The sequence below is a fragment of the Rhodopseudomonas parapalustris genome, from assembly GCF_053772255.1.
Genome location: NZ_JAMKBZ010000024.1, coordinates 18,832 through 44,318 on the forward strand (window position 1 = coordinate 18,832; position 25,487 = coordinate 44,318).

The window sequence follows — 25,487 nt, forward strand, 5'->3', positions numbered from 1 at the left end:
TGTCTTTGGGTAACATCTTATTAAGCCTCGAACGGATTCTGCACCAGAATTGTGTCCTCGCGCTCGGGGCTCGTGGACAACAAAGCCACCGGGCAGCCGACCAGTTCCTCGATGCGGCGAACGTATTTGATCGCCTGGGCCGGCAGCTCGGCCCACGACCTTGCGTTCGCGGTCGGCTCCTTCCAGCCCTCGATGGTCTCGTAGATCGGCTCGACCCGCGCCTGGGCGCCCTCGCCGGCCGGCAGATAATCGATCTCCTTGCCGTCGAGGCGATAGCCGACGCAGACCTCGACGCTGTCGAAGCCGTCGAGAATGTCGAGCTTGGTCAGCGCCAGACCGTGGATGCCGCAGGTCCGCACCGTCTGCCGCACCAGCACCGCGTCGAACCAGCCGCAGCGCCGCTTGCGTCCGGTGTTGACGCCGAACTCCTTGCCGCGACGGCCGATTTCTTCGCCGATCTCGTTGGTCAGCTCGGTCGGGAACGGACCGGCGCCGACCCGCGTGGTGTAGGCCTTGCAGATGCCGAGCACGTAGCCAACGGCGCCCGGGCCCATGCCGGTGCCGGTCGCCGCCTGCGCCGCAACGGTGTTGGACGAGGTGACGTAGGGGTAGGTGCCGTGATCGACGTCGAGCAGCGCGCCCTGCGCGCCCTCGAACAGGATGCGCTTGCCCTCGCGGCGCTTGATGTCGAGCAGCCGCCACACCGATTCGGCGTAGGGCAGAAGCTGCGGCCCGAGCGCCAGCAGGTCCTTCAAGATCGCGGCGCCGTCGAATTCCGGCAGGTCGAAGCCGCGGCGCAGCGCATTGTGGTGCGCCAGCAGCCGGTCGATCTTCTGCGGCAGCGTGTCCGGATCGGCGAGGTCCATCAGCCGGATCGCACGGCGGCCGACCTTGTCCTCATAGGCCGGGCCGATGCCGCGCTGGGTGGTGCCGATCGCGCCGGCCTTGGCGGCGTTCTCGCGCAGCGAATCCAGTTCGCGATGCAGCGGCAGAATCAGCGTGACGTTCTCGGCGATGCGCAGATTGTCCGGCGAGATCGCAACGCCCTGGCCCTGCAGCTTCTTGACCTCGTCGAGGAACGCCTGCGGATCGAACACCACGCCGTTGCCGATCACCGCCAGCTTCGACGGCCGCAGCACGCCCGACGGCAGCAGCGCCAGCTTGTAGGTCGCACCGTTGATCACCAGGGTGTGGCCGGCATTGTGACCGCCCTGGAAACGCACCACGATGTCGGCCTGCTCGGAGAGCCAATCGACGATCTTTCCCTTGCCTTCGTCGCCCCACTGGGCGCCGACCACGACGACATTGGCCATTTCGAGAAGGTTCCCCTGTCACTCTACCGGATGAAGCACGATCGCGGCGCGCCGGTGGCGACGATGACGGATCGGACTCGCGCGCCCTGGCAAACGCGACCGCAGCCGCTCGCACGCGAGGCACGGCACCGGATAACGGAAGCCGGCCTGCGACGCAAGCGAAACGCCCGTCCCACGGCGCTGCAAAGCATTGTATCCCCTCTGAAATCCGCCGCTGTGCGAGGCCCTTAGGCGGAGCCTTGGCGGTCCTGCCCGGGTGTCAAACGCTCGCCCGCAACCCCGGCGCCCGCTTGGCGCCTTTGCGGACCGCGATGAAGCGGACCCCGATGGTATCGCCTTCCACCCGAACCAGCTCGCAGCGCCGATACGCGGTGCCGTTCGGCGTCAGCACCAGGAAGAACTCGCGCAGGTTCAGACCGGCCATCGAGGCCTTCAGGATCAGCCTGGCGCCGGTTTGCGAGATGTCGGCGACGGCGCAGTCGCGCCGCCAGGTGCCGTCGACGGCGATCATCACCGAATCCAGCGCCTTCTCGAAGCGGACACGAGGGTCTTTGCGATCGCCATAGGTCACGCGCGGCTCCGTGTAATTCATCTCGCCGCAACTTCGTTGTCGCGGCCAATCGCTGTGCAGGTCGAAATCCTCGGCCGACGCACCGACGCAAGCAGCCCGCGAGACTGCCGCCCCGCACCCGCGAAGCAGCATCCTGGAACGATCACTCCCGTCAGTTGCGCAGAAGCGTAAGCTACAACCACTTCCGATTGGTAAAATCTGATGCAGATGTCGGGCATTCGCATTCACGAGGCGTTGACCCTATCTGAGGGCCGGCGCCGCCCTTCCCACGCGCTCGCGCTCGGCGCATTTCAGAATCCGATCGACAGACAACCGGACCTTTAGTTGCTCGACACGTTTTCTTCCGCGAACCGACATCGACGTCGCGCGAAGGCGCTTTCAGGAGACCAGATGGACAGCATCAAGACCCAAGGACTCGACGTGCCCAAGCTCGGGCTCGGCACCTTCAAACTGCAGGGCAAGGATTGCCACGAGGCGGTGCTGACCGCGCTCGGCCTCGGCTATCGCCACATCGACACCGCCGAGATGTACGCCAACGAGGATTTCGTCGGCGACGCGCTGGAGGACACCGATGTGCCGCGCGATCAGATCCACCTCACCACCAAAGTGTGGTGGACCAACCTTGCGCCGGACACGATCCGCAAGGCCTTCGACCAGAGCCTGCGCAAGCTGAAGACCAGTTACATCGATTTCTATCTGATCCACTGGCCGGCGCCCGAGATGAATCTCGGCGCTGCGCTGGAGACGCTGCTGAAGATCAAGGACGAAGGCGGTGCCCGCGCGATCGGCGTCTGCAATTTCCCGGTGGCGCTGATGAAGCAGGCGGTGGAAAAGATCGGCGCACCGATCGCCTGCAATCAGGTCGAGTACCACGTCCTGCTCGGTCAGACCAAGCTGCTGCCTTATCTGCAGAGCAAGGGCATTCCGCTCACCGCCTACGCGCCGCTGGCGCAGGGCCGTCTCGCTTCGTATCCGGAATTGCAGCAGATCGCCGACAAGCACGGCGCCACCGCGGCGCAGGTCGCGCTGGCGTGGCTGCTGGAGCAGGACGGCGTGATGGCGATCCCGAAAGCGCGTGGCAAAGCCAGCCAGGAAAGCAATCTCGGCGCGCTGAAGATCAAGCTCGACTTCGACGACAAGGCGGTGATCGCCAAGCTGCCGAAGAACCAGCGTTTCGTCACCCCGGCGTTTTCGCCGGAGTGGGATGAGGCGTAGTGGCGCGACGATCGCTGCGACAAGCCGACAAGTATTTAGCCCCACCCGCGTCATTCCGGGGCGCTCGCAAAGCGAGCGAACCCGGAATCCCGAGATGCAAGCCCCAGCGCCATGCCTCACACCTCCAGATTCCGGGTTCACGCGCTGACGCGCGTGCCCCGGAATGACGGCAGGGCCGGCACGAAGTAACGGCCGCTGCGCGCGTCGTCACGACCCATCCGTCATTCCGGGGCGCGCGTCAGCGCGAACCCGGAAACCGGAGGTGCAGGCCGACCCGCCGTGCCCCATGGCCGCGCGATTCCGGGTTCGCTCGCTGGCGCGAGCGCCCCGGAATGACGGTGTGTGGGGGCATGATCGCGTTGCATTGCGTCCGCTCGCGCGCAGTGACAATGTGCACCGCGGCGCGCGAGGCCTCTCCGCGCCGTCCTGCTAACTCCCCCCGAGTCCCCGCCATGTCGAAATCCACCCGCGCCACCCAGATGCTCGACAAGCTCGGCGTCGCGTTCAAGCTGCACAGCTATGACTACGATCCGAACGCCGAAGCGATCGGGCTGGCGGCAGCAGCGGCGGTGGGGGTCGAGCCGAAGCGGATGCTGAAGACGCTGATGGCCGAGCTCGACGGCAAACCGGTGTGCGCGGTGATCGCGTCCGACAAGGAAGTCAGCATGAAGAAGCTGGCGGCTGCGCTCGGCGGCAAGAGCGCCAAGATGATGAAGCCGGCCGATGCCGAACGGCTGACCGGCTACCATGTCGGCGGCATCTCGCCGTTCGGACAGAAGAAGCGCGTGCCGGTGGCGATCGACGAAGCCGCGCTCGCCGAAACCACGGTGTATCTCAACGGCGGTCAGCGCGGCCTGCAGATCGAGCTCGACCCCAAGGCCGCCGTCACCGCCCTCGGCGCCGTGGCGCGGCCGATCGCGGCGGATTGACGCCGCCGCCTGCCTCGCAGCGCGCATCTGGTAATTTGATACTTCATCGCTGGCGCAGGTTTGCGCGGTCCGGTTGGTGTCGCGACTGCGGAGGACTATGCTGCGGCACGACTCGCCGGAGGGGCGTCCGATGACCGCAACGGGTGAACGACGTGGAGAGGTCAGGCCGCTCGGCCCGGCCGACGCCGATCGTTACTGCAATCACTTGATGCGGCTCGATGCCGACGCGCGCCGGATGCGGTTCTTCGAGGACGTCTCCGAATTCCACGTCCTGTTTCACGCCGGCGCGGCGCTGTCGGACGGCCGCCCGGTGCTGGGCTATCTCGAAGACGGCGAGATCCGCGGCGCCTGCGAACTGCTCGAGACTGACCGCGCCAATCACCTGGCCGAAGCCGCCTTCAGCGTCGAAGCCGAATGGCGCTGCCAGGGCATCGGCGGGCTGCTGATGGCGGCGATGATCGCCGAGGCGCGCCGGCTCGATGTGCGCCGGATCGAGATGTCGTGCCTGCGCTCCAACCTGCCGATGCAGGCGCTCGCGGCCCGCTTCACCTCGGACCTGCGCCAGATCGGCGAGACCGCGCTGGCGGTGCTCGACAACAGCCCGGAACCCAGCGTCGCCTGAGCCACCGCGCGCGTCCACCACCGACGCGTCCGCCGCCCCCGACCTTTTGGGGGTTGCGGGCGCGACGATATCTGTCATAATTCGAATATTCGAATGTACGAAAGTATTGGCCGACAGGCCCGCGCAGACAACAATAAGCAATGGCGAGCTGCCGCCGCACTCACGAGGAAAACGCGATCGCCGCGGCACAACGCGCGCCCGCGGCAACAAGGAGTTGGCGACGATGGCACACATCCTGATCATGGGCGCCGGTCTCGGCGGCGTCGTGATGGCCTACGAGATGAAGGACCTGCTCGGGCGTGACGACGAGATCACCGTCGTCACCAAGGACCCGATCTATCACTTCGTTCCGTCCAACCCGTGGGTCGCGGTGAAGTGGCGGACCCGCGAGGCGGTCGAGGTCGATCTGGCGCCGACCTTCGCCAAGCGCGGCATCACCTACAAGCCGGTTCCAGTGACCAAACTGGAGCCCGAGGAGAACCGCGTCACCCTCGCCGACGGCAGCGTGATCGGCTACGATTTCCTCGTCATCGCCACCGGACCGGAGCTCGCCTTCGACGAGATTCCGGGGCTTGGCCCCGAGGGCTACACCACCTCGATCTGCCACGTCGACCACGCCACGGCGGCGGCCGAAGCGTTCGAGCAGTTCTGCAAGAACCCGGGCCCGATCGTCACCGGCGCGGTGCAGGGCGCGTCCTGCTTCGGCCCGGCCTACGAGTTCACCTTCATCCTCGAGACCGAGCTGCGGCGCCGCAAGATCCGCGACCAGGTGCCGATGACCTTCGTCACCGCCGAGCCCTATATCGGCCATCTCGGCCTCGACGGCGTCGGCGACACCAAGGGCCTGCTCGAAGCTGAGATGCGCCAGCATCACATCAAGTTCATGACCAGCACCCGGATCGCCAAGGTCGAGCCCGGCAAGATCACGGCCGAAGAAATCGCCGACGACGGCTCGGTGAAGAAGACGGTCGAACTGCCGTTCGGCTTCTCGATGCTGCTGCCGTCGTTCCGCGGTATCGCGCCGCTGCGCGGCATCGAGGGGCTGGTCAATCCGCGCGGCTTCGTGCTGATCGACAAGCACCAGCGCAATCCGAAATATCGCAACGTGTTCTCGGTCGGCGTCTGCGTCGCGATCCCACCGATGGGGCCGACGCCGGTGCCGTGCGGCGTGCCGAAGACCGGCTTCATGATCGAATCGATGGTGACCGCGACCGCGCACAACATCCGGCAACTGCTCGACGGCCAGGAGCCGACCCATCAGGCGACCTGGAACGCGGTGTGCCTGGCCGATTTTGGGGATTCCGGCGTCGCCTTCGTGGCGCAGCCGCAGCTGCCGCCGCGCAACGTCAACTGGTCGTCGTCCGGCGTGTGGGTGCACAACGCCAAGATCGCGTTCGAGAAATACTTCATGCGCAAGATGAGCCGCGGCGAGAGCGAGCCGTTCTACGAAAAGGCGATGCTCGACATTCTCGGCATCGGCAAGCTGAAGAAGACGACCGAGTCGGCGTGAGAGCCCCGCCCGCGCGCCGCGACTGGTGCGGCGCGCGCGGCCGGCAACGACAGCTCCAGCCCGACGCTTCCGACGTCTCAGGGTTTCGCGCCGAGCCGCCTGGGTCCAGATCCACTACGCCCGAGTTCGTCGCCGGGATTTCGCAGCGGACATTCCTCCAGCGACAGGCAGCCGCAGCCGATGCAACTCGTGATCTGGTCGCGCAATTGCGTCAGGCCGACGATGCGTACTTCCAGCATGGCCTTCCACGCCTTGGCGAAACGCGCCCAATCGGCTTTGGAGGGGACGCGATCGTGCGGCAGATCGATCAGCGCGCCGTGGATGGTCGTCAGCGGAATACCGGCCAGCAGAGCGACGCGGATGATGGCAATGCGGCGAAGCACCGAGCGATGATAGCGCCGCTGGTTGCCCTCGGTGCGCCAGCTCTGGATCAGCCCCTTGGCCTCATAGAAATGCAGGGTCGAAACCGCCACGCCGCTCCGCTTGGCAGCTTCGCCGACGGTCAGTGCGATCTTGGTGGCAGCCTCGGTCATCTCGGAAAACTCTGCGAAGGCGGCTGAGTCCAACGCCTCTCTACAACCTGCATGGTCCAACGCATACCGAATGCGTGCCGATGGCACGACCCGGCGCGGTGACGCACGGCTTCGAACGCACTCGTGCTGCGATTGCGCATGGGATTACGCGGAGACGGCGTCGGACTCGGCCGACGTCTGGCGCTGCCCGCCTCCTGCGCCGGCATGCCGGTCGGCGGCGATCAGCGTGTAGAAGGTCGGGAGCACAAACAGCGTGAACAGCGTCCCGACCAGCATGCCCATCACTACCACGATGCCGATGGCGAAGCGGCTGGCGGCGCCCGCCCCCTCGGCGAACAGCAGCGGCACCAGCCCGGCGACCATCGCGGCCGTCGTCATCAGCACTGGCCGCATCCGCACTTTCGCCGACTGCAGAATGGCGTCGCGGCGGCCGAGCCCCTGCTCGCGCTGAATCTGGTTGGCGAACGCCACCATCAGGATGCCGTGCTTGGAGATCAGCCCGATCAGGGTGACGAGCCCGATCTGGGTATAGATGTTGAGGGTGGTGTAGCCGAGATATAGCGGCAGCAGCGCGCCGCAGATCGCCAGCGGCACCGTCACCAAGATCACCAGCGGATCGCGGAAGCTCTCGTACTGCGCCGCCAGCACCAGGAAGATCACGATCAGCGCGAGGCCGAAGGTGATGGTGAGGCGATTGCCTTCCTGAACGTATTGCCGGCTGTCGCCGAGCCAGTCGATGGTGACGCCGGGCGCCCGTGGCTGCGCCTCCATGAACGCCACCGCCTGCCCCATCGTGACGCCTGGCCGCAGCACCGCCGACAGCGTGGCCGCGTTCATCTGGTTGAACTGCGGCAGCCGGTTGGCGCTCGGCGTCACCGACACCGAGGCGACGGTCGAGAGCGGGATCATCTCGCCGGAGCGGGTGCGAACCTGATAGTGCCCGATCGTCTCCGGCGTCAGCCGATCGCTGCGACGAACCTGCGGGATGACGTCGTAGGATCGGCCGTAATAATTGAAGCGGTTGACGTAGTTCTCGCCGACCAGCACCGCGAGGGTGTCGGCGATCGCCTGCATGGTGACGCCGACCTCGCCGGCCTTGGCGCTGTCGATGCGGATCCGCGCGGTCGGGCTGTCGAAGGCGAGATCGCTGTCGACGAATACGAACAGGCCGCTGCGCCACGCCGCCGCCTTCAGCGCCTCCATCTCGCGGTAGATGGTGTCGAATCCGGCGGGCGAACGCAGCACCATCTGGAACGGCAGACCGCCGGTCGAGGCCGGCAGCGCCGCCGGTTGGAACGGCGTGACGGACGCACCGTGGACGCTGCCGACGGCGCGGTACAGCGCCGCCTGGATGTCGGTGGCCGAACGCTGGCGTTCGCTCCAGTCCTTGAGGATGATGCCGCCGAACGCGTTGTTAAGGCCGTCAGTGCCGACGACGAAGAAATTGGCGTTGTATTCCGGCATCGAACGGAAGATCTGCTGGACCTGTCCGGCCGCCGCCGCCGTGTAGTCGAGATTGGCGTATTGCGGTGCCCGCACCGCGGTGAAGACGTAGCCCTGATCCTCCTGCGGTGCGAGCTCGCGCTTGGCACCTAAGAACAGCGCCGCGATCGCGAGCAGCATGGTGCCGGCAACCAGCAGCACCGCCGGCCGAATCGCCAGCGTCGCGGCGAGCAGCCGGCCATAGCCGTTCGCGAGCGCCGCGAAGCGATGCTCGATCATGGTGGCAAAGCGACTCTGGGCCTGCTTGCCGCCGAGCAACCACGAACTCATCATCGGCGAGAGCGTCAGCGCGATCAGGCCGGAGACCACCACGGAGCCCGCCAGCGTGAAGGCGAACTCGCGGAACAGACTTCCGGTCAGGCCGCCCATCAGGCCGATCGGCGCATAGACGGCGGCGAGCGTGATCGTCATCGCGATCACCGGGCCGACGATCTCGCGGGCGCCGACCAGCGCCGCGTCGATCGGCGACAGCCCCTCCTCGATGTGCCGATGGATGTTCTCGACCACCACGATGGCATCGTCGACGACGAGGCCGATCGCCAGCACCATCGCCAGCAGCGTCAGCAGGTTGAGCGAGAATCCGAACGCCAGCATCAGCGCCGCGGTTCCGACCAGCGACAGCGGGATGGTGACCACCGGAATGATCACGGCGCGTAGCGAGCCGAGAAACAGGAAGATCACCACCACGACGATCAAACCGGCCTCGATCAGCGTGTGTTGCACCTCCTCGATGGCGGCATTGACGAAGTGGGCAACGTCGAACTGGTTCTCGACCGTGAGGCCCGGCGGCGCGACGCTTTGCATCGCCGGGATCAGCGCCTTGGTGGCCGCGACGATCTCCAGCGGATTGCCGTCGGGCGTCGGGGCGATCTTGAGATACACGGCGCGGCGGGCGCTCGCCCAGCCGAGCGTGTTGCGGTTCTGGCTGCCGATTTCGATGTCGGCGACATCGCGCAGCCGCACCAGGCCGTCGGTGCCGGTCTTGATCACCATGTCGCGAAAGTCGCCGACGGTGGTGACGTCGGTCGCCGCAGTGATGTTGGTGACGGTGCTGCCGCTCTCGAGCTGGCCGGGCGCGGCCTGCACGTTGTTGGCGCGCAGCGCCGCGGAAACGTCGCCTGCCGTCAGGTTGCGGGCGGCGAGCTTGACCGGATCGAGCCACACCCGCATCGACAGCGCCTGCGCGCCGGCGAGGTCGGCGGAAGCCACGCCCTTGACCGAAGTCACGAGCGGCTGAGCGACCCGGGTGACGAAATCGGTGATCTGCGGGATTGTGAGGGTGTCGCTGACGAAGGCGAGGTACTGCACCGCGGAGGCACCATCGGTGATCTTGGTCACCACCGGATCATAAGCGCCGGTCGGCAACCGATACTTGACCTGCTGAACCTTGGCCAGCACGTCGGTCATCGCCCGATCGGAGTTGGCGTTGAGCACGAGCTTGGCCTTGACCTGGCTCTGCCCCATGGTCGAGGTCGAGGTGAGATATTCGATGCCGTCGGCGGAGGCGATCGCCTGCGCGATCGGGGTGGTGACGAAGCCCTGCATCACCTCCTGGGTCGCGCCGGGAAATTGGGTATCGACGGTGATCGTCGCGCTTTCGAGGTTGGGATATTGCCGCACCGGCAACGAGAAGAACGCGCTCGCGCCCGCCATCAGGATCAGCAGGCTGACCACCACGGACAGGATCGGCCGGCGAATGAAGAGATCGGTGAACCGCATGACGCCGCCCCCCACCGGTCAAGGGCGCGACGCGGCCGCCGAAGCGGCCACGCTGACCGGCGCGCCCGGCTGGACGCGGAGCTGGCCGCTGGTGATCACCACATCGCCGCCGCCGAGCCCGGTTTCGACCACGATGCGGTCGCCGACCCGTTGACCGGTGGTGACCGGCACGGGCGCGGCCTTGCCGTCTCGGATGACGAGGACGCTGTCGCCCGACGCACTGGTCTGGATCGCGGTCGCCGGCACTAGGATCGCCGATGGCCGCAGCGGCTGCGCGATGCGGACAGTGACGTAGAGGCCGGGCCGCAGCTTGCGGTCCGGATTGCCGAGCGTCGCCTGAACCCGCACGTTGCGGGTGTCCTGCTGCACCATCGGCTCGATCGCGTTGATCCGCGCCGCAAAGTCCTGACCCGGATAGGCGTCGGTGCGCACCGTGACCTCGCCGCCGAGACCGAGCTTCGACAGCTCCTGCTGCGGCAAGGTGAAATTTGCGTAGAGCCGGTCGAGCGCGGTCAGCGTCGCCAGGACATCGCCGGGATTGACGTATTGACCGAGATTGACCCGGCGGATGCCGAGCACCCCGGCGAACGGCGCGCGGATCGTCTTCTGCGCTATCAGCGCCTCGATCCGCTGAACCGCGGCGTCGGCCTGCTCCAGCTCGGTCACACGCTGGTCGAGGAGCTGCTGCGTCGCGCTGTTGGTCGCGACCAGCCGGCGCGCGCGGTCGAGCTGCAGCCGCGCGAATTGCGCGCGGGAAATCGCATCGGCCCGCTGCGCCCGCTCCGGCGCATCGTAGAGTTCGACCAGCGGCGTACCGGCCTCGACCGTCATACCCGCCTCGAACCGGATCGCCACGACACGGCCGGCGACCTCGGGCGCCAGCATCAGCTCGTTCACCGCCTGCAGCGAGCCGGTCGCTTCGAGCGATTGCGGCAGCGGCTCCGGCTCGATCGTCAAGGCGGAGACCTCGACCGGCGGGCGGACATGCTCGGCAGAGGCGGGCGCGAGCCGCGCCACACGCCACAGATAGATCCCGATAAAGATCGACGCCAGGATCGGAATCACGATCAGCACCGGCGCGAGGTGGCGCCGGGTATCGGGCAGGGGTCGCAAGGTGTCGGTCATCGCCGGCTCCAAACCGCATCCAAACGCGCGTTCGGCACCGGCAGCCGCCATAGCGGAGCGGCGTGCATTGTGGCGGGCCAGGACGAACGAGCCAGCCACCTCGATACAACCTCAACAATAGTTGAGGTCTACTGCACAAATAGTCGCGGGCTTGGTGCGCGTCCAACTCCGCTCAGGACCAACTGGTCGCCGCCCGAGGTGCGCGGATGCTCCGCTGCATCGGCAAGCTGAAGAAAACTGCGGAATCGGCGTGAAATATTCAGCCCGAATCCGGCCGTCCGCATGCGCGCAATGCGTGCAGCCGGCTTGTGGTCGGTGCGAAAAGCCGTATTGCTTGGACAAACTCAAAGGGAGGCGACGTTCGGCTCGTGCGGCCAAGGCGTAGCGTGCGCCGCCTCCGACTTGCGGGCCGCCCCATGACCACGACGACACCATCTGCCGAAACCTCGCATCGCTTCGGCTGGATCACCGATCAGCCCTATCTGCTGCTCAGCCTCACCTCGCTGTTCTGGGCAGGCAACGCCATCGTCGGCCGCGCCGTGGCCGGCCACTTCCCGCCGGTGACACTGTCGTTCCTGCGCTGGGCCTGCGCGTTCCTGATCGTCGCACCGTTCGCCTTCCGCCATCTGATCGCCGACTGGAAGGTGATCCGCCGCCATCTCGTCCTGATGGTGACGGTGTCGGTGATCGGCATCTCCACTTTCAACACGCTGCAATACACCGCGCTGCAGTACACCACCGCGCTGAACGTGCTGCTGCTGCAATCGACCGGACCGCTTTTCGTCGCGCTGTGGGCGCTGATCGTGCTGCGGGTGCGGCTCACCTTGATGCAGGCACTGGGCATCGCCACCTCGATGGTCGGCGTCGTGGTGATCATCCTGCACGGCAATATCGCCGAACTCGCCGCGATCGAACTCAACATCGGCGACCTGATGTTCGTCGGGGCGCTGGCGATGTTCGGGCTCTACACCGCGCTGACGCAGAAGCGGCCGCAAATGCACGCGCTGTCGTTCCTCGCCTTCACCTTCGGCTGCGGCGCGCTGTTTCTGATCCCGCTGGAGATCTGGGAAATCACCACCAAGCCGCTGCCGGCATTCGACTGGGCCAATATCGGCGCGCTGTTCTACGTCGCCGTGTTCCCGTCGATCATGGCGTATCTGTGCTACAACCGCGGCGTTCGGCTGGTCGGCGCCAATCGCTCGGCGCCGTTCTTCCATCTGATTCCGGTGTTCGGCTCGGCGATGGCGATCGTGTTTCTCGGCGAGCAGCCGCATCTGTATCACGCGGTCGGCTACGCGCTGGTGCTGACCGGTGTGATCGTCGCCGCGCGCAAGCCGAAGGAAGCCTGAGCAAGCGGCCGGACGACGACGCGCGCCTCGCGCGCTGCGATCACTTGGCGGGGATGTGGAACTTGCTGAAGGCTTCCCGGGTGCAGAGGATCAGGTGCTCGGCGCAGGCGTTGCGCCGATGCGGCTCGCACTGGGAGAGATATTCCGGCGACTGCATCATTCCCAGGAACGCTTCGACCGACGGGTAGTACACCAGCGAGACGTAGTCCCAGCGTCCATGATCGGCGTTGCCGAACGCCACCGCCTTGGCGTTGCCGTTCCACAGCAGGATTCCGCCGTAGCTCTTCACCAGCGCCACCTTCTGCGAGCTGTAGCGCAAGTAAGCGTCCCAACCGGTGCCGTCGCCGTCGCCGGCCTGCTCGCTGAACCTGATCAGGTTCACCATCACCACCGGCCCCGGATCGTCACGCTGCAGTTCGGTCAAGCCTTGAATGTTCAACTCGTCGATGCTCATGTGCGCCCCATTCGACTTTCCGGCACAAGATGCGCGGATCGCCCGCGACGTGGTAGCCGATTCTTTTGCGGCAGTGGACCGCGTCGCGTCGCACCGTCTCGGCACTGCGCCGCATGATGGAACCCGCGCGGCGGTCGAGCCGGCCGCGCATGCCAGCAATCCGCCGCGCGCCTCTTTTGCGGCGAGGTGAATTCGGGCACCAAGATTGCCTCGCTCTCTTGCTTCGGCCCCCGTTTGATCGCCCGGTTCCGCTCCATGTTCGGCTGGCTCGCCAACCAGCCATATCTGCTGCTCAGCCTGACCTCGCTGTTCTGGGCCGGCAACATCGTGCTCGGCCGCGCCGTCGCCGGCCATGTGCCACCGGTGACGCTGTCCTGCGCGCGCTGGATCGGCGCGATGCTGTTGCTGCTGCCGTTCGCCTGGCCGCATCTGCGGCACGACTGGCGCAAGCTGTTCGTACACTGGAAACTGATGATCGCGCTGTCGGCCACCGGCTTCGCGATCAACAATGCGCTGTCCTATTGGGGGCTGCAATATACCCAGGCGCTCAACGCGCTGCTGATGCAATCGTCGGGGCCACTGTTCGTGGCGCTGTGGTCGCTGCTGCTGTTCGGCGTCCGGCTGTCCTGGATGCAGGCGATCGGCATCGCGCTGTCGCTGCTCGGCGTCCTGACCATCATCCTGCGCGGTGATTTCGGGGCGCTGGCGGGAATCGAACTCAACCGCGGCGACCTGATGCTGGCCAGCGCGCTGTGCGCATTCGGGCTGTATTCGGCACTGATGCCGAAGCGGCCGGCGACGCATCCACTGTCGCTGATCGTGGTCACCACCGGCGGCGGCGCGCTGTTGCTGCTGCCGTTCGCGATCATGGAATACGCCAGCGGCGTGAGGCCGAGCGCCGACTGGATCACCGCAGGCACGCTCGCTTATGTGGTGATCTTTCCGTCGATGCTGGCCTATCTGTGCTTCAATCGCGGCGTCGCGCTGATCGGGCCGAACCGCTCGGCTCCGTTTCAGCATCTGATGCCGGTGTTCGGCTCGGTGATGGCGATCGTGCTGCTCGGCGAGAAGCCGGAGCTGTTCCACCTCGCCGGCTACGCCATGGTGGTGGCCGGCGTGTTCATCGCGGCGCGGCGCTGAGGCGACGCGCGGCCGTTACGCCGCGCGCACCGTGTGCAGGAACTTGCCGACCTCCGCCTTGAGCCGGTTGCTCTCGCCGGCGAGCGATTGCGCCGCATGCAGCACCTCGCCGGCGGCAGAGCCGGTGCCGCTAGCGCCATGCTCGACCTCGACGATGTTGGACGACACGTCGCGCGTGCCTTCGGCCGCCTGCTGGATGTTGCGCGAGATTTCGCGCGTCGCCGCGCCCTGCTCTTCCACCGCCGAGGCGATGGTCGAGGCGATCTCCGACATCTTCTCGATGGTGCCGCTGATTGCCTTGATGGCGTCGACCGACTCACGGGTCGCCGCCTGGATGCTGGAGATCTGCTGACCGATCTCGCCGGTCGCCTTCGAGGTCTGTTCGGCGAGCTGTTTGACCTCGGCGGCCACCACGGCGAAGCCTCGACCGGCCTCGCCGGCGCGCGCCGCCTCGATGGTGGCATTGAGGGCGAGCAGGTTGGTCTGGCCGGCGATGGCGTTGATCAATTCGATCACGTCGCCGATCTTGGTCGCCGCCAGCGACAACTCCTCGACCCGGTGATTGGTCTGCGCCGCCTGCTCGACCGCCTCCTGGGCGATTTGCGCCGAGCTCTGCACCTGCCGGCTGATCTCCTCGACCGACGCGGTCATTTCCTCGGCCGCGGACGCCACCGATTGCACGTTGGTGGAGGCTTCTTCCGAGGCGCTGGCGACCCTGACAGTGAGGTCCTGCGACATCGCGGCGTGGCGGCTCAAGGTGCTGGCAGAAGCTTCGAGTTCGGTCGATGCCGACGACACGGTCTCGATGATCTCGCCGACCGCGCCTTCGAAATCGTCGGCGAGCTTCTGCATCTCGGCGCGGCGCTGCGCGGCGACCAGTTCGTCCTGCCGGATCCTTGCCTCGGCCTCCTCGCGGGCCTTGGCGGCGGCGTGGACCTTGAGAGCCTCAATCGCATGCGCCATCTCGCCGATCTCGTCGTTGCGATCGAGCCCCGGCAAGGCCACGTCGAGCTGCCCCTGGGCAAGCTTGCGCAGGGCGCCGCCGAGTTGGGCCAGCGGCCGCAACACACGCAAGAAAGTGATCCACAGGCTGACCAGCACCAGCACGGCCGCGGCTGCGAGCGCAGCGAGGCAGAATATCAGGTGCGACGTACTGCGGGTGGCATCGGCTTCGGCCTCGGCGACCGCCGTCGAACTGATCGCGTCGGCGAGCCGGAGAATAGTGTCGACGCCGGCGGTCGCGCGAGCGAAGTAATCGGAACCGTTGATCGGATAGGCTCCGCTGTCGCCGGCGGCAAGGATCTCGTTGCGGGTCTGGCCGTAGCTGCCGAAGTAACCAGTCTCGACGCCATCGAGCGCGTTGCCGACCATGGCCGCGGTGTCTACGCGCTGCTTCATCGCCGCAACGATCGGCCACGCCAGATCGATCTGGCCGCGGAAGCCGGCGAGGTCGCGGATGTTCTGGGATGACAGTTTCGCCTTGGCGCTGACCAGACCGCCGAGATAGCCACGTTCGCGGCCGGCGTTCTCCGCCATGACCGCCACCAGATGGCGGATCGGGATCAGCTTCGCCAACTTCGGCGACGGCGCCTCCGTCAACGTTTCCATGCTCTGCCGCAATGACGTTGCGGCAACGTCGATCATGCCGGTGATCGCCGCGAATGCGGTCCGCATCACCTCGGGATCGCGTTCGGCCACCGGCTTGGCGATCGCATCGTCAATTCGAGCGCGCAGCGCCTTGTGAGTCGACATCGCCTGTCCGGCGGCAGCGATGGCACCTTGGGCAGCGCTCATTTCGGGCACGTCGCGCATCAGCACCAGCGCCTCGTCGAACGCCGCGTCGCCCACGGTCCGCGCCTGCGCGATCGCACTGCGGCGCTTGTCGTCGGCCGGCCCCGGTGCATGCAACGCCGAATTGCTGAGGCCGCGCTCGACCGCCCAGCGTCCGGCGCTCTTGAGCAGGAGTTCGGAGATCTTGGTGACCTCGAGAAACGCTTCGGACTGCTGACGCCTTACGAATGCGTCATAAGCCTGAAGCCCGGCGAAGACCATGGCCGTGGCCGCCAGCACCAACACCACGGTCGGCAGCATGACGCGAATTCTCAAGTTCATTGCAAACTCCCGGCACAACTCCAACACCAACGGCGAAGTTTGCGGCCGGACCGCACGGCGCATGGCCATGCAGCATCCCTCGTCGAAAAGGCTCACGCCTCTCCGGGTTGGTTCCCGCGCAACGATCGCAACGGCTCAACACTACCTGCGCGAGTATCAATTTTCGTTAATCGCGGACTACGTAAGAATCCTCAGCGACACGGGACGAAGACGCAAGTTGCGGGTTACTTGCTAGCCTTGAAATACCAGGGCGCCGCCGTCGTGCGAAACGGCGGCGCCCTGGTCGTAACCGTTACTGACGACAGCCACGTCAGGCGGCACGGATCGTATCGAGGAATCGGGCGACTTCGCGCCGCAGCAGGCTGCTGTCGCCGGCGAGCGACTGCGCCGCCGCCAGCACCTGCGAGGACGCCGTGCCGGTGTCGCCGGCACCGCGCTCGACGTCGGCGATGTTGGTCGTGACTTGGCTCGTGCCGCGCGACGCCTGCTGGATGTTGCGCGAGATTTCGCGGGTGGCGGCGCCCTGCTGCTCGACCGCGGAGGCGATCGAGGCGGCGATCTCGGAGATGTGACCGATGGTGTCGGTAATCTCCTTGATGGCCGTCACCGAGTCTCCGGTGGCCGACTGGATGCCGCTGATCTGCGCGCTGATCTCGCCGGTGGCTTTCGCGGTCTGTTCGGCGAGCTGCTTGACCTCGGCGGCCACGACGGCGAAGCCGCGGCCGGCCTCGCCCGCACGCGCGGCTTCGATTGTCGCGTTGAGCGCGAGCAGGTTGGTCTGGCCGGCGATGGTGTTGATCAGTTCGACCACGTCGCCGATCCGCGTCGCGGCCTTGGCGAGTTCTCCGACCCGGTCGTTGGTTCGCTGCGCCTGCCCCACCGCCTCGTTGGCGATCCGCGAGGAGTCCTGCACCTGACGACTGATCTCATTGACCGAGGCCGACATCTCCTCGGTCGCGGTGGCGACCGACTGAACGTTGGACGAGGCCTCTTCCGACGCCGTGGCGACCATCGAGGTCAGTTGCTGCGACCGCTCCGCCGTCGTCGTCAGCCTGGTGGCCGAGGCCTCCAGCTCGCTGGAGGCGGAGGACACCGTCTCGACGATCTTGCCGACCGCCGATTCGAACTTGTCCGCCATGTCGTTCATGTCGCGGCGCCGCGCCTGATCGGCACTGGCCTGATCCTCGGCACGCTGCGCGATGCTGCGCTTGAGTTCGCCCTGCATGGTGCGCAGCGAAGCGGCGAGCACGCCGACCTCGTCGGCCTGTTCGATCGCCAGCCTCTGGTCGAGATCGCCCTTGGCGATGCCGTCGGCGAAAGTGGCGCAGTCGCCGATCGGCCGGGCGATGCTGCGGGCCGCGAAGGCGATCACCGCGATGGCGATCACCACCACCAGGATTCCGGTGCCGAGCTGCCAGAACATCGCCGAATTGGCGCGATCGTTCAGCGCGGTGTCGAGCTCGTGGGCGGAGGCCAGCACGACGTTGCGCGGCACCGAGATCAGCACCGACCACGGCGTGCCGGTGCGACCGACCGAGATCGGCGCGTAGATCTCGACGTTGTCCCATTTGGGATCGTCGAGCACCTTGCCTTTGCCTTCGTTGACGATCGCCTGACTTTCGGCCCAGCGCGGATCGGCGCTGACCGCGCTCTTTCCGATCGATTCCGGATTGGCGCTGTTGGCGACGATCAGCCCGGTGTCGTTGAGGATCACGACTTTGCCCTTGCCGCCGAACAGCGAGCCATTGCTCTGCTGCGCCAGCTTCTGAACGAAGTCGAGATTGTAGTCGGCGCCGGCGACACCGACGAACTTGCCGTCGATCTTGATCGGCACCGACATCGTCGCCAGGAACACCGCCTTGCCCTGCACGATGTAGGGCAGCGGGCCGAGGATGTTCTCCTTGCCGGTCGCCTTCGGATTGATGAACCAGGCGCCCTTCACCAGACCGTTCGGGTGCCGCTCCTGGCTGTCGTATTCGACCAGCGGCTGCAGCGCGATCGAGCCGCTGGCGCTGCGGGTCCAGTAGGGAAGGAAGCGGCCGGTGCTGTCCGAGCCCATCGTCTGCCGGCCCTTGAAGGCGACGTCGTTGCCGTCGAGCGCATTCGGCTCCCAGGCCGAGTAGGTGCCGTTGAAGGCCGGGTTCTTTTCCAGCGTATTGCGCAGCACGGCGTTGAGCTGAAGGCGGCGGTTGCCGTCGGTGGTGCCGGCATTGTTCGGATCGGCCAGCACTTCGAAGGCGTGCGCCATGTTGCGTGCGGAGTCGAGCCCGAGGTCGAGCTCGGCCTTGATCTCGGCCGCTTTGGCGGTGGCGCGGTTGAGCAGGCTTTCCTTGGTCTGCTGATCGACCAGCTTCATCACCTCGGCGGCGACGTATTGATGCGTGCTCTGCGCGGACAGCACGCTGTAGCCGATCAGGATCAGGCTGGCGCCGGTCAAGCAGAGGCCTGCGACCAGCGCGATCTTCACCTGAATCTTGCGGATGGAATTGAACGAGAACGACATGGGGAACTCCTGGAGGGCCCCACACTGCTCGTGGCTTGTTTTGAATTACTTAAGTAAACGCCTCGTGCGGTTACGAGGACAAGTCGCTCCACACCAATACTTACGTCGAAGGCGAACGTGCCCAGCTATGCGCCACCGATCAGGATGCCCACGGCCAGCACGATGACGCCGCCGAGTACGATCTGGAACACGGCCTGCAGGAACGGCGTGTCCATGTACTTGGCGCGGACGTAGGCGATCACCCACAATTCGACGAACACCACCAGGGCGGCGATGCCGGTCGCGATCCAGAACGCGTTGGCCCAGCTATCGGGGACGAGATACGGCAAAGTGTGACCGAGACCGCCGAGCGTGGTCATCAGTCCGCAGATGCCGCCGCGCAGCCACGGCGAGCCGCGGCCGGTCATCGAGCCGTCGTCGGACAGCGCTTCGGCAAAGCCCATCGAAATGCCGGCGCCGATCGAGGCGGCGAGCCCCACCAGGAAGGTCGGCCAGTTCTGATGGGTGGCGAAAGCGGCCGCGAACAGCGGCGCCAGCGTCGACACCGAGCCGTCCATCAGGCCGGCGAGCCCCGGCTGGACGTATTGCAACACGAACATCCGCCGTGCGGCGTGGTCCTCGGCCTTGCGGGCGTCGGGGGTGAGGATCTTGTCGGTGAGCTGCACCGCGCGCTGCTCGTGGCGCTTTTCGAACTCGGCGAGGTCGGTGAGCAGCTTGCGGATATGGACGTCGGTGGCGCGTTCGGCGGCGCGCTCATAGAAGCGCTGCGCCTCGAACTCCATCGTCTCGGCCTCTTTGCGGATACGGTCGAGCGGCAGATTGCGGGTCAGCCAGATCGGGCGGCGGCGGATGAAGCCTTTGACGTCCTCGCGGCGGATCGGCGGCAGGTTGGGGCCGAACCGGTCCTCGTACATCCGCAGCAGCATGTGGCGGTGGCCCTTCTCCTGCTGCGCCATTTCGGTGAAGACGCGCGCGGAGTCCGGATAGCGCTCGGCGAGGTCTTCGGCGAATGCGAGATAGATCCGGCTGTCCTCTTCCTCGCTGGCGATCGCCACCGCCAGAATTTCGCGCTCGGTCAGGTCGGAAAACGCCTTCATCGCACCGCTCATCAATTTAGAACGCTTCTAAATAGAGTTGCCGCCCGCCTCTGTCAAAGCCGAAGCCGCGGCGGGGCGGGGCGGGGCGGCCAATCGGTCGCAGGGCAAGTCATCGCCGTTTCATCGATCCGTCAGGCCGCTGTGACGTCGCGCGGCCAAAAGACCGGCTTCCATTACAGGAGGCTGTTCATGCGAAAATTACTGCTCGGTTCGGTCGCGGTCTTTGCGCTGGCGACGTCCGCCGCGCTGGCGCAATCCGAAGGCGAATTCCCGGCGACCCTCGCCGGCCACGCCGTGATGCCGGCGACCTCGTTCATTGAGGCGCCGAAGGATGCGCCGGACGATCTGAAGACATCGGGCAAGTACACCACCGGCAAGCGGGTCGAAGCGCTCGGCAGCATCGAGGGCAAGTCCAACGGCCGGCCGACCGGCGTGTCGCTGCCGTTCCAGGGCCAGCCGCTGCAGGGGCACTCCGGCATCAAGAAGATGGATGACGGCAGCTTCTGGGTGCTGACCGACAACGGCTTCGGCTCGCGCTACAACTCGGCCGACGCCATGCTGTTTCTCAGCCATCTGAAGATGGACTGGGCCGGCAGCAAGGTCGACCGCGTCGGCACCGTGTTCCTGCACGATCCGGACAAGAAGGTGCCGTTCCGCATCGTCCACGAAGACACCGACCAGCGCTATCTGACCGGCGCCGATTTCGACACCGAAGGCTTCCAGATCATCGGCGACCGGTTCTGGATCGGCGACGAGTTCGGCCCCTACATCATCGAGGCCGACATGACCGGCAAGGTGATCGGCGTCTACGAGACTACCGCCGACGGCAAGCCGGTGAAGTCGCCGGATCACTGGTCGGTGCAGTCGCCCGGCGCGCCCGGTGCAACCTACACCGGCGTCAACCTGAAGCGCTCCAAGGGCTATGAAGGCTTCGCCGCCTCCAAAGACGGCAAGTTCCTGTACGGCCTGCTCGAAGGACCGCTGTGGGACGCCGACAAGAAGGACTGGGAAAAGGTCGACGGCAAGGAAGCCGCGCGGATCCTCGAATTCGACGTCGCGCAGAAAAAGTTCACCGGCCGCTCCTGGACCTACGTGTTCGAGCAGAACGGCAACGCGATCGGTGACTTCAACATGATCGACGCTACCCACGGCCTGGTGATCGAGCGCGACAACGGCGAAGGCACCAAGGACAAGGCATGCCCCGAGGGCAAGCCGGGCACCGACTGCTTCGCAAATCTCGCCAAGTTCAAGCGGGTCTACAAGATCGAACTGACCGATGCCGGCGCCGGCAAGCCGGTGAAGAAGATCGGCTTCATCGATCTGATGAACATCCGCGATCCCGACAAGAAGGCGAAGAAGCCGCTGACCGACGGCGTGCTGACGTTCCCGTTCTTCACCATCGAGAACGTCGATAAGGTCGACGACAGCCACATCATCGTCGGCAACGACAACAACCTGCCGTTCTCGTCGAGCCGCGATCCGAACAAGGCCGACGACAACGAGTTCGTGCTGCTCGAAGTCGCCGACTTCCTGAAGGCGAAGTAAGCGCTCAAGGCGAAGAAAAGCACTGGGTGGTTCCGGGGCACGCGTATCAGCGCGTGAACCCGGAACCTCGCGGTGATGATCAGAGGCGTCGCTTCAACATCTCCAGAGTCCGGGTTCGCGCTCTCTGCGCGCCCCGGAACGACGTTGCGACAGGAGGCTCGGCGTTCGGCGCTCCGAACCGCGCCCGTCGTCTTCACGCCGGCGACGACATCCAGCGGGTCAGCCGCGCGAACATGCCTTTGGCCGGCAGCGGCGGCGCGACGTCCGCCTGTTCGATGCGGTGCAGGAATTTCTCGAGGAACCGATCGTCGCTGGATTCGATCACCAGGAATTCATCGTCGCCAGTCGAGACGCTGTAGGCGTAGCACAGGTCGGTGGGACGCGTGGCCGCGGCCACCGTGGTCTTGGCGATCGTCACACCGTCAGGATCGATGTCGCGTGCGATCAGAGCGCGGGTCAACCACGCCAGATTCCCGACGAATTCCGGCTCGAATGCGATGGTGCCTTGCAGCATCACGGGCATGCGCTACCTCCCGACATTCACGCATCCCCCCCAGCTATCTATTGTCATCACCATCGCCGAAAAAGTTCAAGCGTTACGATCAGGCCGCGCGAATCTTGCGTAGGAAGTCTTCGACCGACGATTGCAGCGCAACAGACTGGCCGCCGAGCGCCTCCGCATGCGACAGCACCTCAGCGGCGGCATCGCCGGTCGCAGCCGCGGCCGAACTCACCCCACCGATATGATCGCTGATCTCGTTGGCGCCGGCCGCCACCGACTGGATGTTGAGAGCAATCTCGCGGGTGGCGGCGCCCTGCTGTTCCACCGCGGTCGAGATCGCCATGGTGATCTTGTTGATTTCGCCGATGGTCGCCGTGATACCGCCGATCGACTGCACGGCGCTCGAAGTCGACGCCTGCATCGCTGCGACCTGGGCCGAGATATCCTCGGTGGCCTTGGCGGTCTGGCTGGCCAACGCCTTCACTTCGCTGGCAACCACCGCAAAGCCGCGGCCGGATTCGCCGGCGCGCGCCGCCTCGATGGTGGCGTTGAGGGCCAGCAGGTTGGTCTGCGACGCGATCGAATGGATGAGTTGCACCACCTCGCCGATCTTCTCGGCACCGACAGATAGCTGCATCACGGTTTCGTTGGTCAGTTCGGCGTCGCTCACGGCGCGTCCGGCGATCGAGCGCGACTGCTCGACCTGACGTGAGATCTCCTGCACCGAAGCCGACAACTCCTCCGACGCCGCCGCCACGGTGCCGACCATGCTGGACGAGGAGTCCGAGGCGGAGCCGACCGCCGCGGCGCGGGTCGAGGCATCCGCCGCGGTCGAAGTCATCGACTGCGCGGTGGATTGCATCTGCCGGGTGGCGTCGGCGACGCTCATCACCACGCCGTTGACACTAGACTCGAACTCGTCGGCGATGCCGCGCATCAACGCGGCGCGCTCGGCGGCGGCGCGGCGCTGCGCCTCCTGCTCCTGCTGCTCGAGGCCGCGCATGCGCAGCGCATTGTCCTTGAACACCTGCACGGTGGCGGCCATCTCGCCAACCTCGTCGCGACGCTCCACGCCCGGGATGGCCGCATCGAGCTGCCCTTCGGCGAGGGCTTTCATCCGGGCACCGAGAGCGCCGAGCGGCTTGGTGATGCTGCGGCTGATCGCCCAGGCGACCACTGAACAGACCGCACCGATCCCGAGGATCGCGAGGCCGAGCCACAGCATCATCGGCCGCATCTTGGCATCGATGTCCTGCAGGTAAACGCCGGTGCCGACGAACATGTCCCAGCCGGGAATTGCGACAGCGTAGGACACTTTGCGCAGCAATTCGTCGCCGCCCGGCTTCTTGAATTCGTAGATCAGCGTGACATCGCCCTTGGCGGCGACGCCGTCGCGCAGCTCGCGGACAATCTTGCGCCCGGCGGTCTCGACGTCGAGCCGGTTGGTGCCGATCATCTTCGGATCGGCCATCAGCACGGTGGTGCCGTCCATCTGGTAGGCGAAGAAGTAACCGTTGGAGCCGTCGTAGGTCATGGTCCGGGCGCGCTGCTGAAACTCGGCGATCGCCTGGTCCTTGGTCAGCTTGCCGTCCGCGACCTGCTTCTGCAGCCCGATCGCCATGTTGAGCACGCTGTCGACCAGCGCCTTGGTCTGCTCCAAACGGCCGTCGCGCATCTCCCGTTGCAGCATCGACGCGGCGAACAGACCGGACGCCAGGAGGCCGAGCATCGCTACGGCGACCAGGATCCCGAGCTTCGGCGTGATGCGCAGATTGGTGACTTTCACAGTAGGGAGCTCCCGCGTACCTGAGACCGATCGGTCAAGCAGCGTTACGGCGGCAGAGTCTCTAATCGGTTTAAAGTGCTCCCAGTAGGAACCCGAGGGTAGTTTCCCGATCGACTAACTCATCGAACGACGAAGCCCCGGGCAGACCGTCAGATCTGCCCGGGGCGACGTGATCGGCGGAAGCCGAAGCGACCGATGGTCAGGCGGCGCGGACCTTGCCGAGGAAGTCGTCGACCGCCCGGCGCAATTCGCCGGACTGGGCATCAAGTTCGCGGGCGTTGGCGAGCACCTGGTCGGCGGCCGAGCCGGTCGCGGTCGCCGCTTCGGTGACGCCGCCGATATGCATGCTGATCTCGTTCGATCCGGCCGCGACCGACTGGATGTTGCGGGCGATCTCGCGGGTCGCGGCGCCCTGCTGCTCGACCGCGGTCGAAATCGCCATGGTGATCTCGCTCATCTGCGCGATAGTCGCGGTGATGCCGCCGATCGACTGCACCGCGTTGCTGGTCGAGGACTGCATCGCCGCCACCTGGGCGGAGATTTCCTCGGTGGCCTTGGCGGTCTGGCTGGCGAGCGCCTTCACTTCGCTGGCGACCACCGCGAAGCCGCGGCCGGATTCGCCGGCCCGCGCCGCCTCGATGGTGGCGTTGAGCGCCAGCAGATTGGTCTGCGAGGCGATCGAGTGGATGAGCTGCACCACCTCGCCGATCTTCTCGGCGCCGGTGGAGAGCAGCTTGACGGTCTCGTTGGTCTGCGCCGCGTCGTCGACCGCCTTGCTGGCGATCTCGCGCGACTGCTCGACCTGCCGCGAGATTTCGGTGACCGACGCCGACAATTCTTCGGCGGCGGACGCGACCGTGCCGACATTGTTGGAGGCGCTCGCCGAGGCCGACGACACGGTCGCGGCGCGGGCGCTGGCATCGGTCGCGGTCGCGGTCATCGACTGCGCGGTCTGCTGCATGCCGGAGGTCGCGGACGTCACCGACTGCACCACGCCGTTGACGCTGTGCTCGAATTCGTCGGCTAGCCGCTCCATCGCGTTGCGCCGCTCGGCTGCGGCGCGCTCCTTGGCGGCCTCCTCGGCGCGTTCGAGATCGCGGATGCGCAGCGCGTTGTCCTTGAACACCTGCACGGTCTTGGCCATCCCGCCGACCTCGTCGCCGCGATCGATGCCAGGGATCGGCTGCTCCAATTCGCCATCGGCGAGCGAAGCCATCCGCGTTCCGAGCCGAGCGAGCGGACGGGTGATGCCGCGGGCGATCAGCACCGCGAACAGGCCGGCGATGAGCGCGATGACGAAGATCGCACCGCCCAGCGTCCAGAAGATCGGCCGCAGCTTGGCGTCGACATCGTCGAGATAGGCGCCGGTGCCGACGAACATGTCCCAGCCGGGGATCGCCAGACCGTAGGACATCTTGCGGATGTTCTCGTCGGTGCCGGGGCGGCGGAAATCGTAGAACAGGGTGACGTCGCCCTTGGCGGCGACGCCGTCGCGCAGCTCGCGAACCAGATAGCGGTCGCCGGTCGCCACGTTCATCCGGTTGGTGCCGACCGCCTTTTTGTCCGGGGTGGCGATGGTGACGCCGTCCATGGTGTAGGCGAACAGATAGCCCTGGCCGTTGTCGTAGGTGAGCATCGCCGCATCGCGGGCGAACTGGGCGACCGCCTGCTCCTTGGTCATCTCGCCGGCTTCGACCTTCTTCTGCAGGCCCACCGCCAGATTGCGGCCCATCTCGGTGATCGCTTTCGCCTGATCGAAGCGCGCGTGGAGCATCTCCCGCTGCATCATCACGCCAGCAAAAATCCCGGCCAAGCACAAACCGATCATGGTGCCTGCAACCAGCAGGCCCAGCTTGGGGGCGATACGAAGATTACTGAACTTCACGAAACTCTCCCCGAGGTACGACACCACATGCGAGAACATTGCATTCGTACAACTACGTGAAAATTGTTCCCGGA

Annotated in this window: 19 protein-coding genes; 7 read left to right on the forward strand and 12 right to left on the reverse strand. The window is 66.0% G+C overall.

All coding sequences use genetic code 11. The features are described from left to right. Positions 1-20 precede the first annotated feature (20 nt). On the reverse strand, positions 21-1,313 hold the full coding sequence (locus M9H71_RS18815; protein ID WP_455406459.1) for an adenylosuccinate synthase: 1,293 nt from the start codon (positions 1,311-1,313) through the stop codon (positions 21-23). Positions 1,314-1,572: 259 nt separating this feature from the next. Then, a complete protein-coding gene (locus M9H71_RS18820; protein WP_455406460.1) occupies positions 1,573-1,884 on the reverse strand; it encodes a PilZ domain-containing protein in 312 nt (103 codons plus the stop codon). Positions 1,885-2,274: 390 nt separating this feature from the next. On the opposite strand from M9H71_RS18820, the gene M9H71_RS18825 reads away from it, so the two are divergent. From M9H71_RS18825 to M9H71_RS18840, 4 genes are all read left to right on the forward strand, one after another. Beyond that, positions 2,275-3,099, forward strand: coding sequence for an aldo/keto reductase (locus tag M9H71_RS18825; RefSeq protein ID WP_455406461.1), 825 nt, complete (start codon positions 2,275-2,277; stop codon positions 3,097-3,099). Positions 3,100-3,551: 452 nt separating this feature from the next. Beyond that, positions 3,552-4,028 (forward strand): Cys-tRNA(Pro) deacylase, encoded by a 477-nt coding sequence (gene ybaK / locus M9H71_RS18830; protein ID WP_415217227.1) that lies wholly within the window; start codon positions 3,552-3,554, stop codon positions 4,026-4,028. Between the two features lie 130 nt (positions 4,029-4,158). Further along, entirely contained in the window at positions 4,159-4,650 is a 492-nt protein-coding gene (locus M9H71_RS18835) for a GNAT family N-acetyltransferase (RefSeq protein ID WP_455406462.1), read from the forward strand. A 223-nt stretch (positions 4,651-4,873) separates the two neighbouring features. Continuing rightward, the gene (locus M9H71_RS18840) at positions 4,874-6,160 is read left to right on the forward strand and encodes an NAD(P)/FAD-dependent oxidoreductase (RefSeq protein WP_455406463.1); all 1,287 of its coding nucleotides are present in this window, start codon (positions 4,874-4,876) and stop codon (positions 6,158-6,160) included. Between the two features lie 77 nt (positions 6,161-6,237). Here the strand turns inward: M9H71_RS18840 and soxR are convergent, their stop codons facing one another. The 3 genes from soxR to M9H71_RS18855 form a co-directional block, all read right to left on the reverse strand. Next, positions 6,238-6,693 carry a redox-sensitive transcriptional activator SoxR gene (gene soxR, locus M9H71_RS18845; protein WP_455406464.1) on the reverse strand — a complete coding sequence of 152 codons (456 nt, stop codon included), beginning with the start codon at positions 6,691-6,693 and terminating at the stop codon, positions 6,238-6,240. Positions 6,694-6,837: 144 nt separating this feature from the next. Continuing rightward, complete coding sequence (locus M9H71_RS18850) at positions 6,838-9,915, reverse strand: efflux RND transporter permease subunit (protein WP_455406465.1); 3,078 nt, start codon at positions 9,913-9,915, stop codon at positions 6,838-6,840. A gap of 18 nt (positions 9,916-9,933) precedes the next feature. Beyond that, positions 9,934-11,040, reverse strand: coding sequence for an efflux RND transporter periplasmic adaptor subunit (locus M9H71_RS18855; protein ID WP_455406466.1), 1,107 nt, complete (start codon positions 11,038-11,040; stop codon positions 9,934-9,936). Between the two features lie 416 nt (positions 11,041-11,456). Between M9H71_RS18855 and M9H71_RS18860 the strand changes: the two genes are divergently transcribed. Beyond that, positions 11,457-12,389: a DMT family transporter gene (locus M9H71_RS18860; protein ID WP_455406467.1), complete on the forward strand. Its 933-nt coding sequence runs from the start codon at positions 11,457-11,459 to the stop codon at positions 12,387-12,389. 40 nt (positions 12,390-12,429) lie between these two features. Here the strand turns inward: M9H71_RS18860 and M9H71_RS18865 are convergent, their stop codons facing one another. After that, positions 12,430-12,843 (reverse strand): DUF1330 domain-containing protein, encoded by a 414-nt coding sequence (locus M9H71_RS18865; RefSeq protein WP_455406468.1) that lies wholly within the window; start codon positions 12,841-12,843, stop codon positions 12,430-12,432. 234 nt (positions 12,844-13,077) lie between these two features. Between M9H71_RS18865 and M9H71_RS18870 the strand changes: the two genes are divergently transcribed. Further along, the gene (locus tag M9H71_RS18870; RefSeq protein ID WP_455406469.1) at positions 13,078-13,983 is read left to right on the forward strand and encodes a DMT family transporter; all 906 of its coding nucleotides are present in this window, start codon (positions 13,078-13,080) and stop codon (positions 13,981-13,983) included. Between the two features lie 15 nt (positions 13,984-13,998). On the opposite strand, the gene M9H71_RS18875 is transcribed toward M9H71_RS18870, so the two are convergent. The 3 genes from M9H71_RS18875 to mbfA form a co-directional block, all read right to left on the reverse strand. After that, the gene (locus M9H71_RS18875; protein ID WP_455406470.1) at positions 13,999-16,095 is read right to left on the reverse strand and encodes a methyl-accepting chemotaxis protein; all 2,097 of its coding nucleotides are present in this window, start codon (positions 16,093-16,095) and stop codon (positions 13,999-14,001) included. Between the two features lie 310 nt (positions 16,096-16,405). Continuing rightward, positions 16,406-18,598 (reverse strand): methyl-accepting chemotaxis protein, encoded by a 2,193-nt coding sequence (locus tag M9H71_RS18880; RefSeq protein WP_455406471.1) that lies wholly within the window; start codon positions 18,596-18,598, stop codon positions 16,406-16,408. Positions 18,599-18,723: 125 nt separating this feature from the next. Beyond that, positions 18,724-19,695, reverse strand: a complete 972-nt coding sequence (mbfA, locus tag M9H71_RS18885; RefSeq protein WP_455406472.1) for an iron exporter MbfA — start codon at positions 19,693-19,695, stop codon at positions 18,724-18,726. A gap of 189 nt (positions 19,696-19,884) precedes the next feature. Between mbfA and M9H71_RS18890 the strand changes: the two genes are divergently transcribed. Continuing rightward, positions 19,885-21,240, forward strand: a complete 1,356-nt coding sequence (locus tag M9H71_RS18890; protein ID WP_455406473.1) for an esterase-like activity of phytase family protein — start codon at positions 19,885-19,887, stop codon at positions 21,238-21,240. A gap of 193 nt (positions 21,241-21,433) precedes the next feature. Here the strand turns inward: M9H71_RS18890 and M9H71_RS18895 are convergent, their stop codons facing one another. The 3 genes from M9H71_RS18895 to M9H71_RS18905 all read right to left on the reverse strand — a co-directional run bounded on the left by M9H71_RS18895 (position 21,434) and on the right by M9H71_RS18905 (position 25,413). Next, positions 21,434-21,763, reverse strand: coding sequence for a hypothetical protein (locus M9H71_RS18895; protein ID WP_455406474.1), 330 nt, complete (start codon positions 21,761-21,763; stop codon positions 21,434-21,436). 79 nt (positions 21,764-21,842) lie between these two features. Next, entirely contained in the window at positions 21,843-23,528 is a 1,686-nt protein-coding gene (locus M9H71_RS18900) for a methyl-accepting chemotaxis protein (RefSeq protein ID WP_455406475.1), read from the reverse strand. A 199-nt stretch (positions 23,529-23,727) separates the two neighbouring features. Beyond that, positions 23,728-25,413: a methyl-accepting chemotaxis protein gene (locus M9H71_RS18905; RefSeq protein ID WP_455406476.1), complete on the reverse strand. Its 1,686-nt coding sequence runs from the start codon at positions 25,411-25,413 to the stop codon at positions 23,728-23,730. Positions 25,414-25,487: the final 74 nt, after the last annotated feature.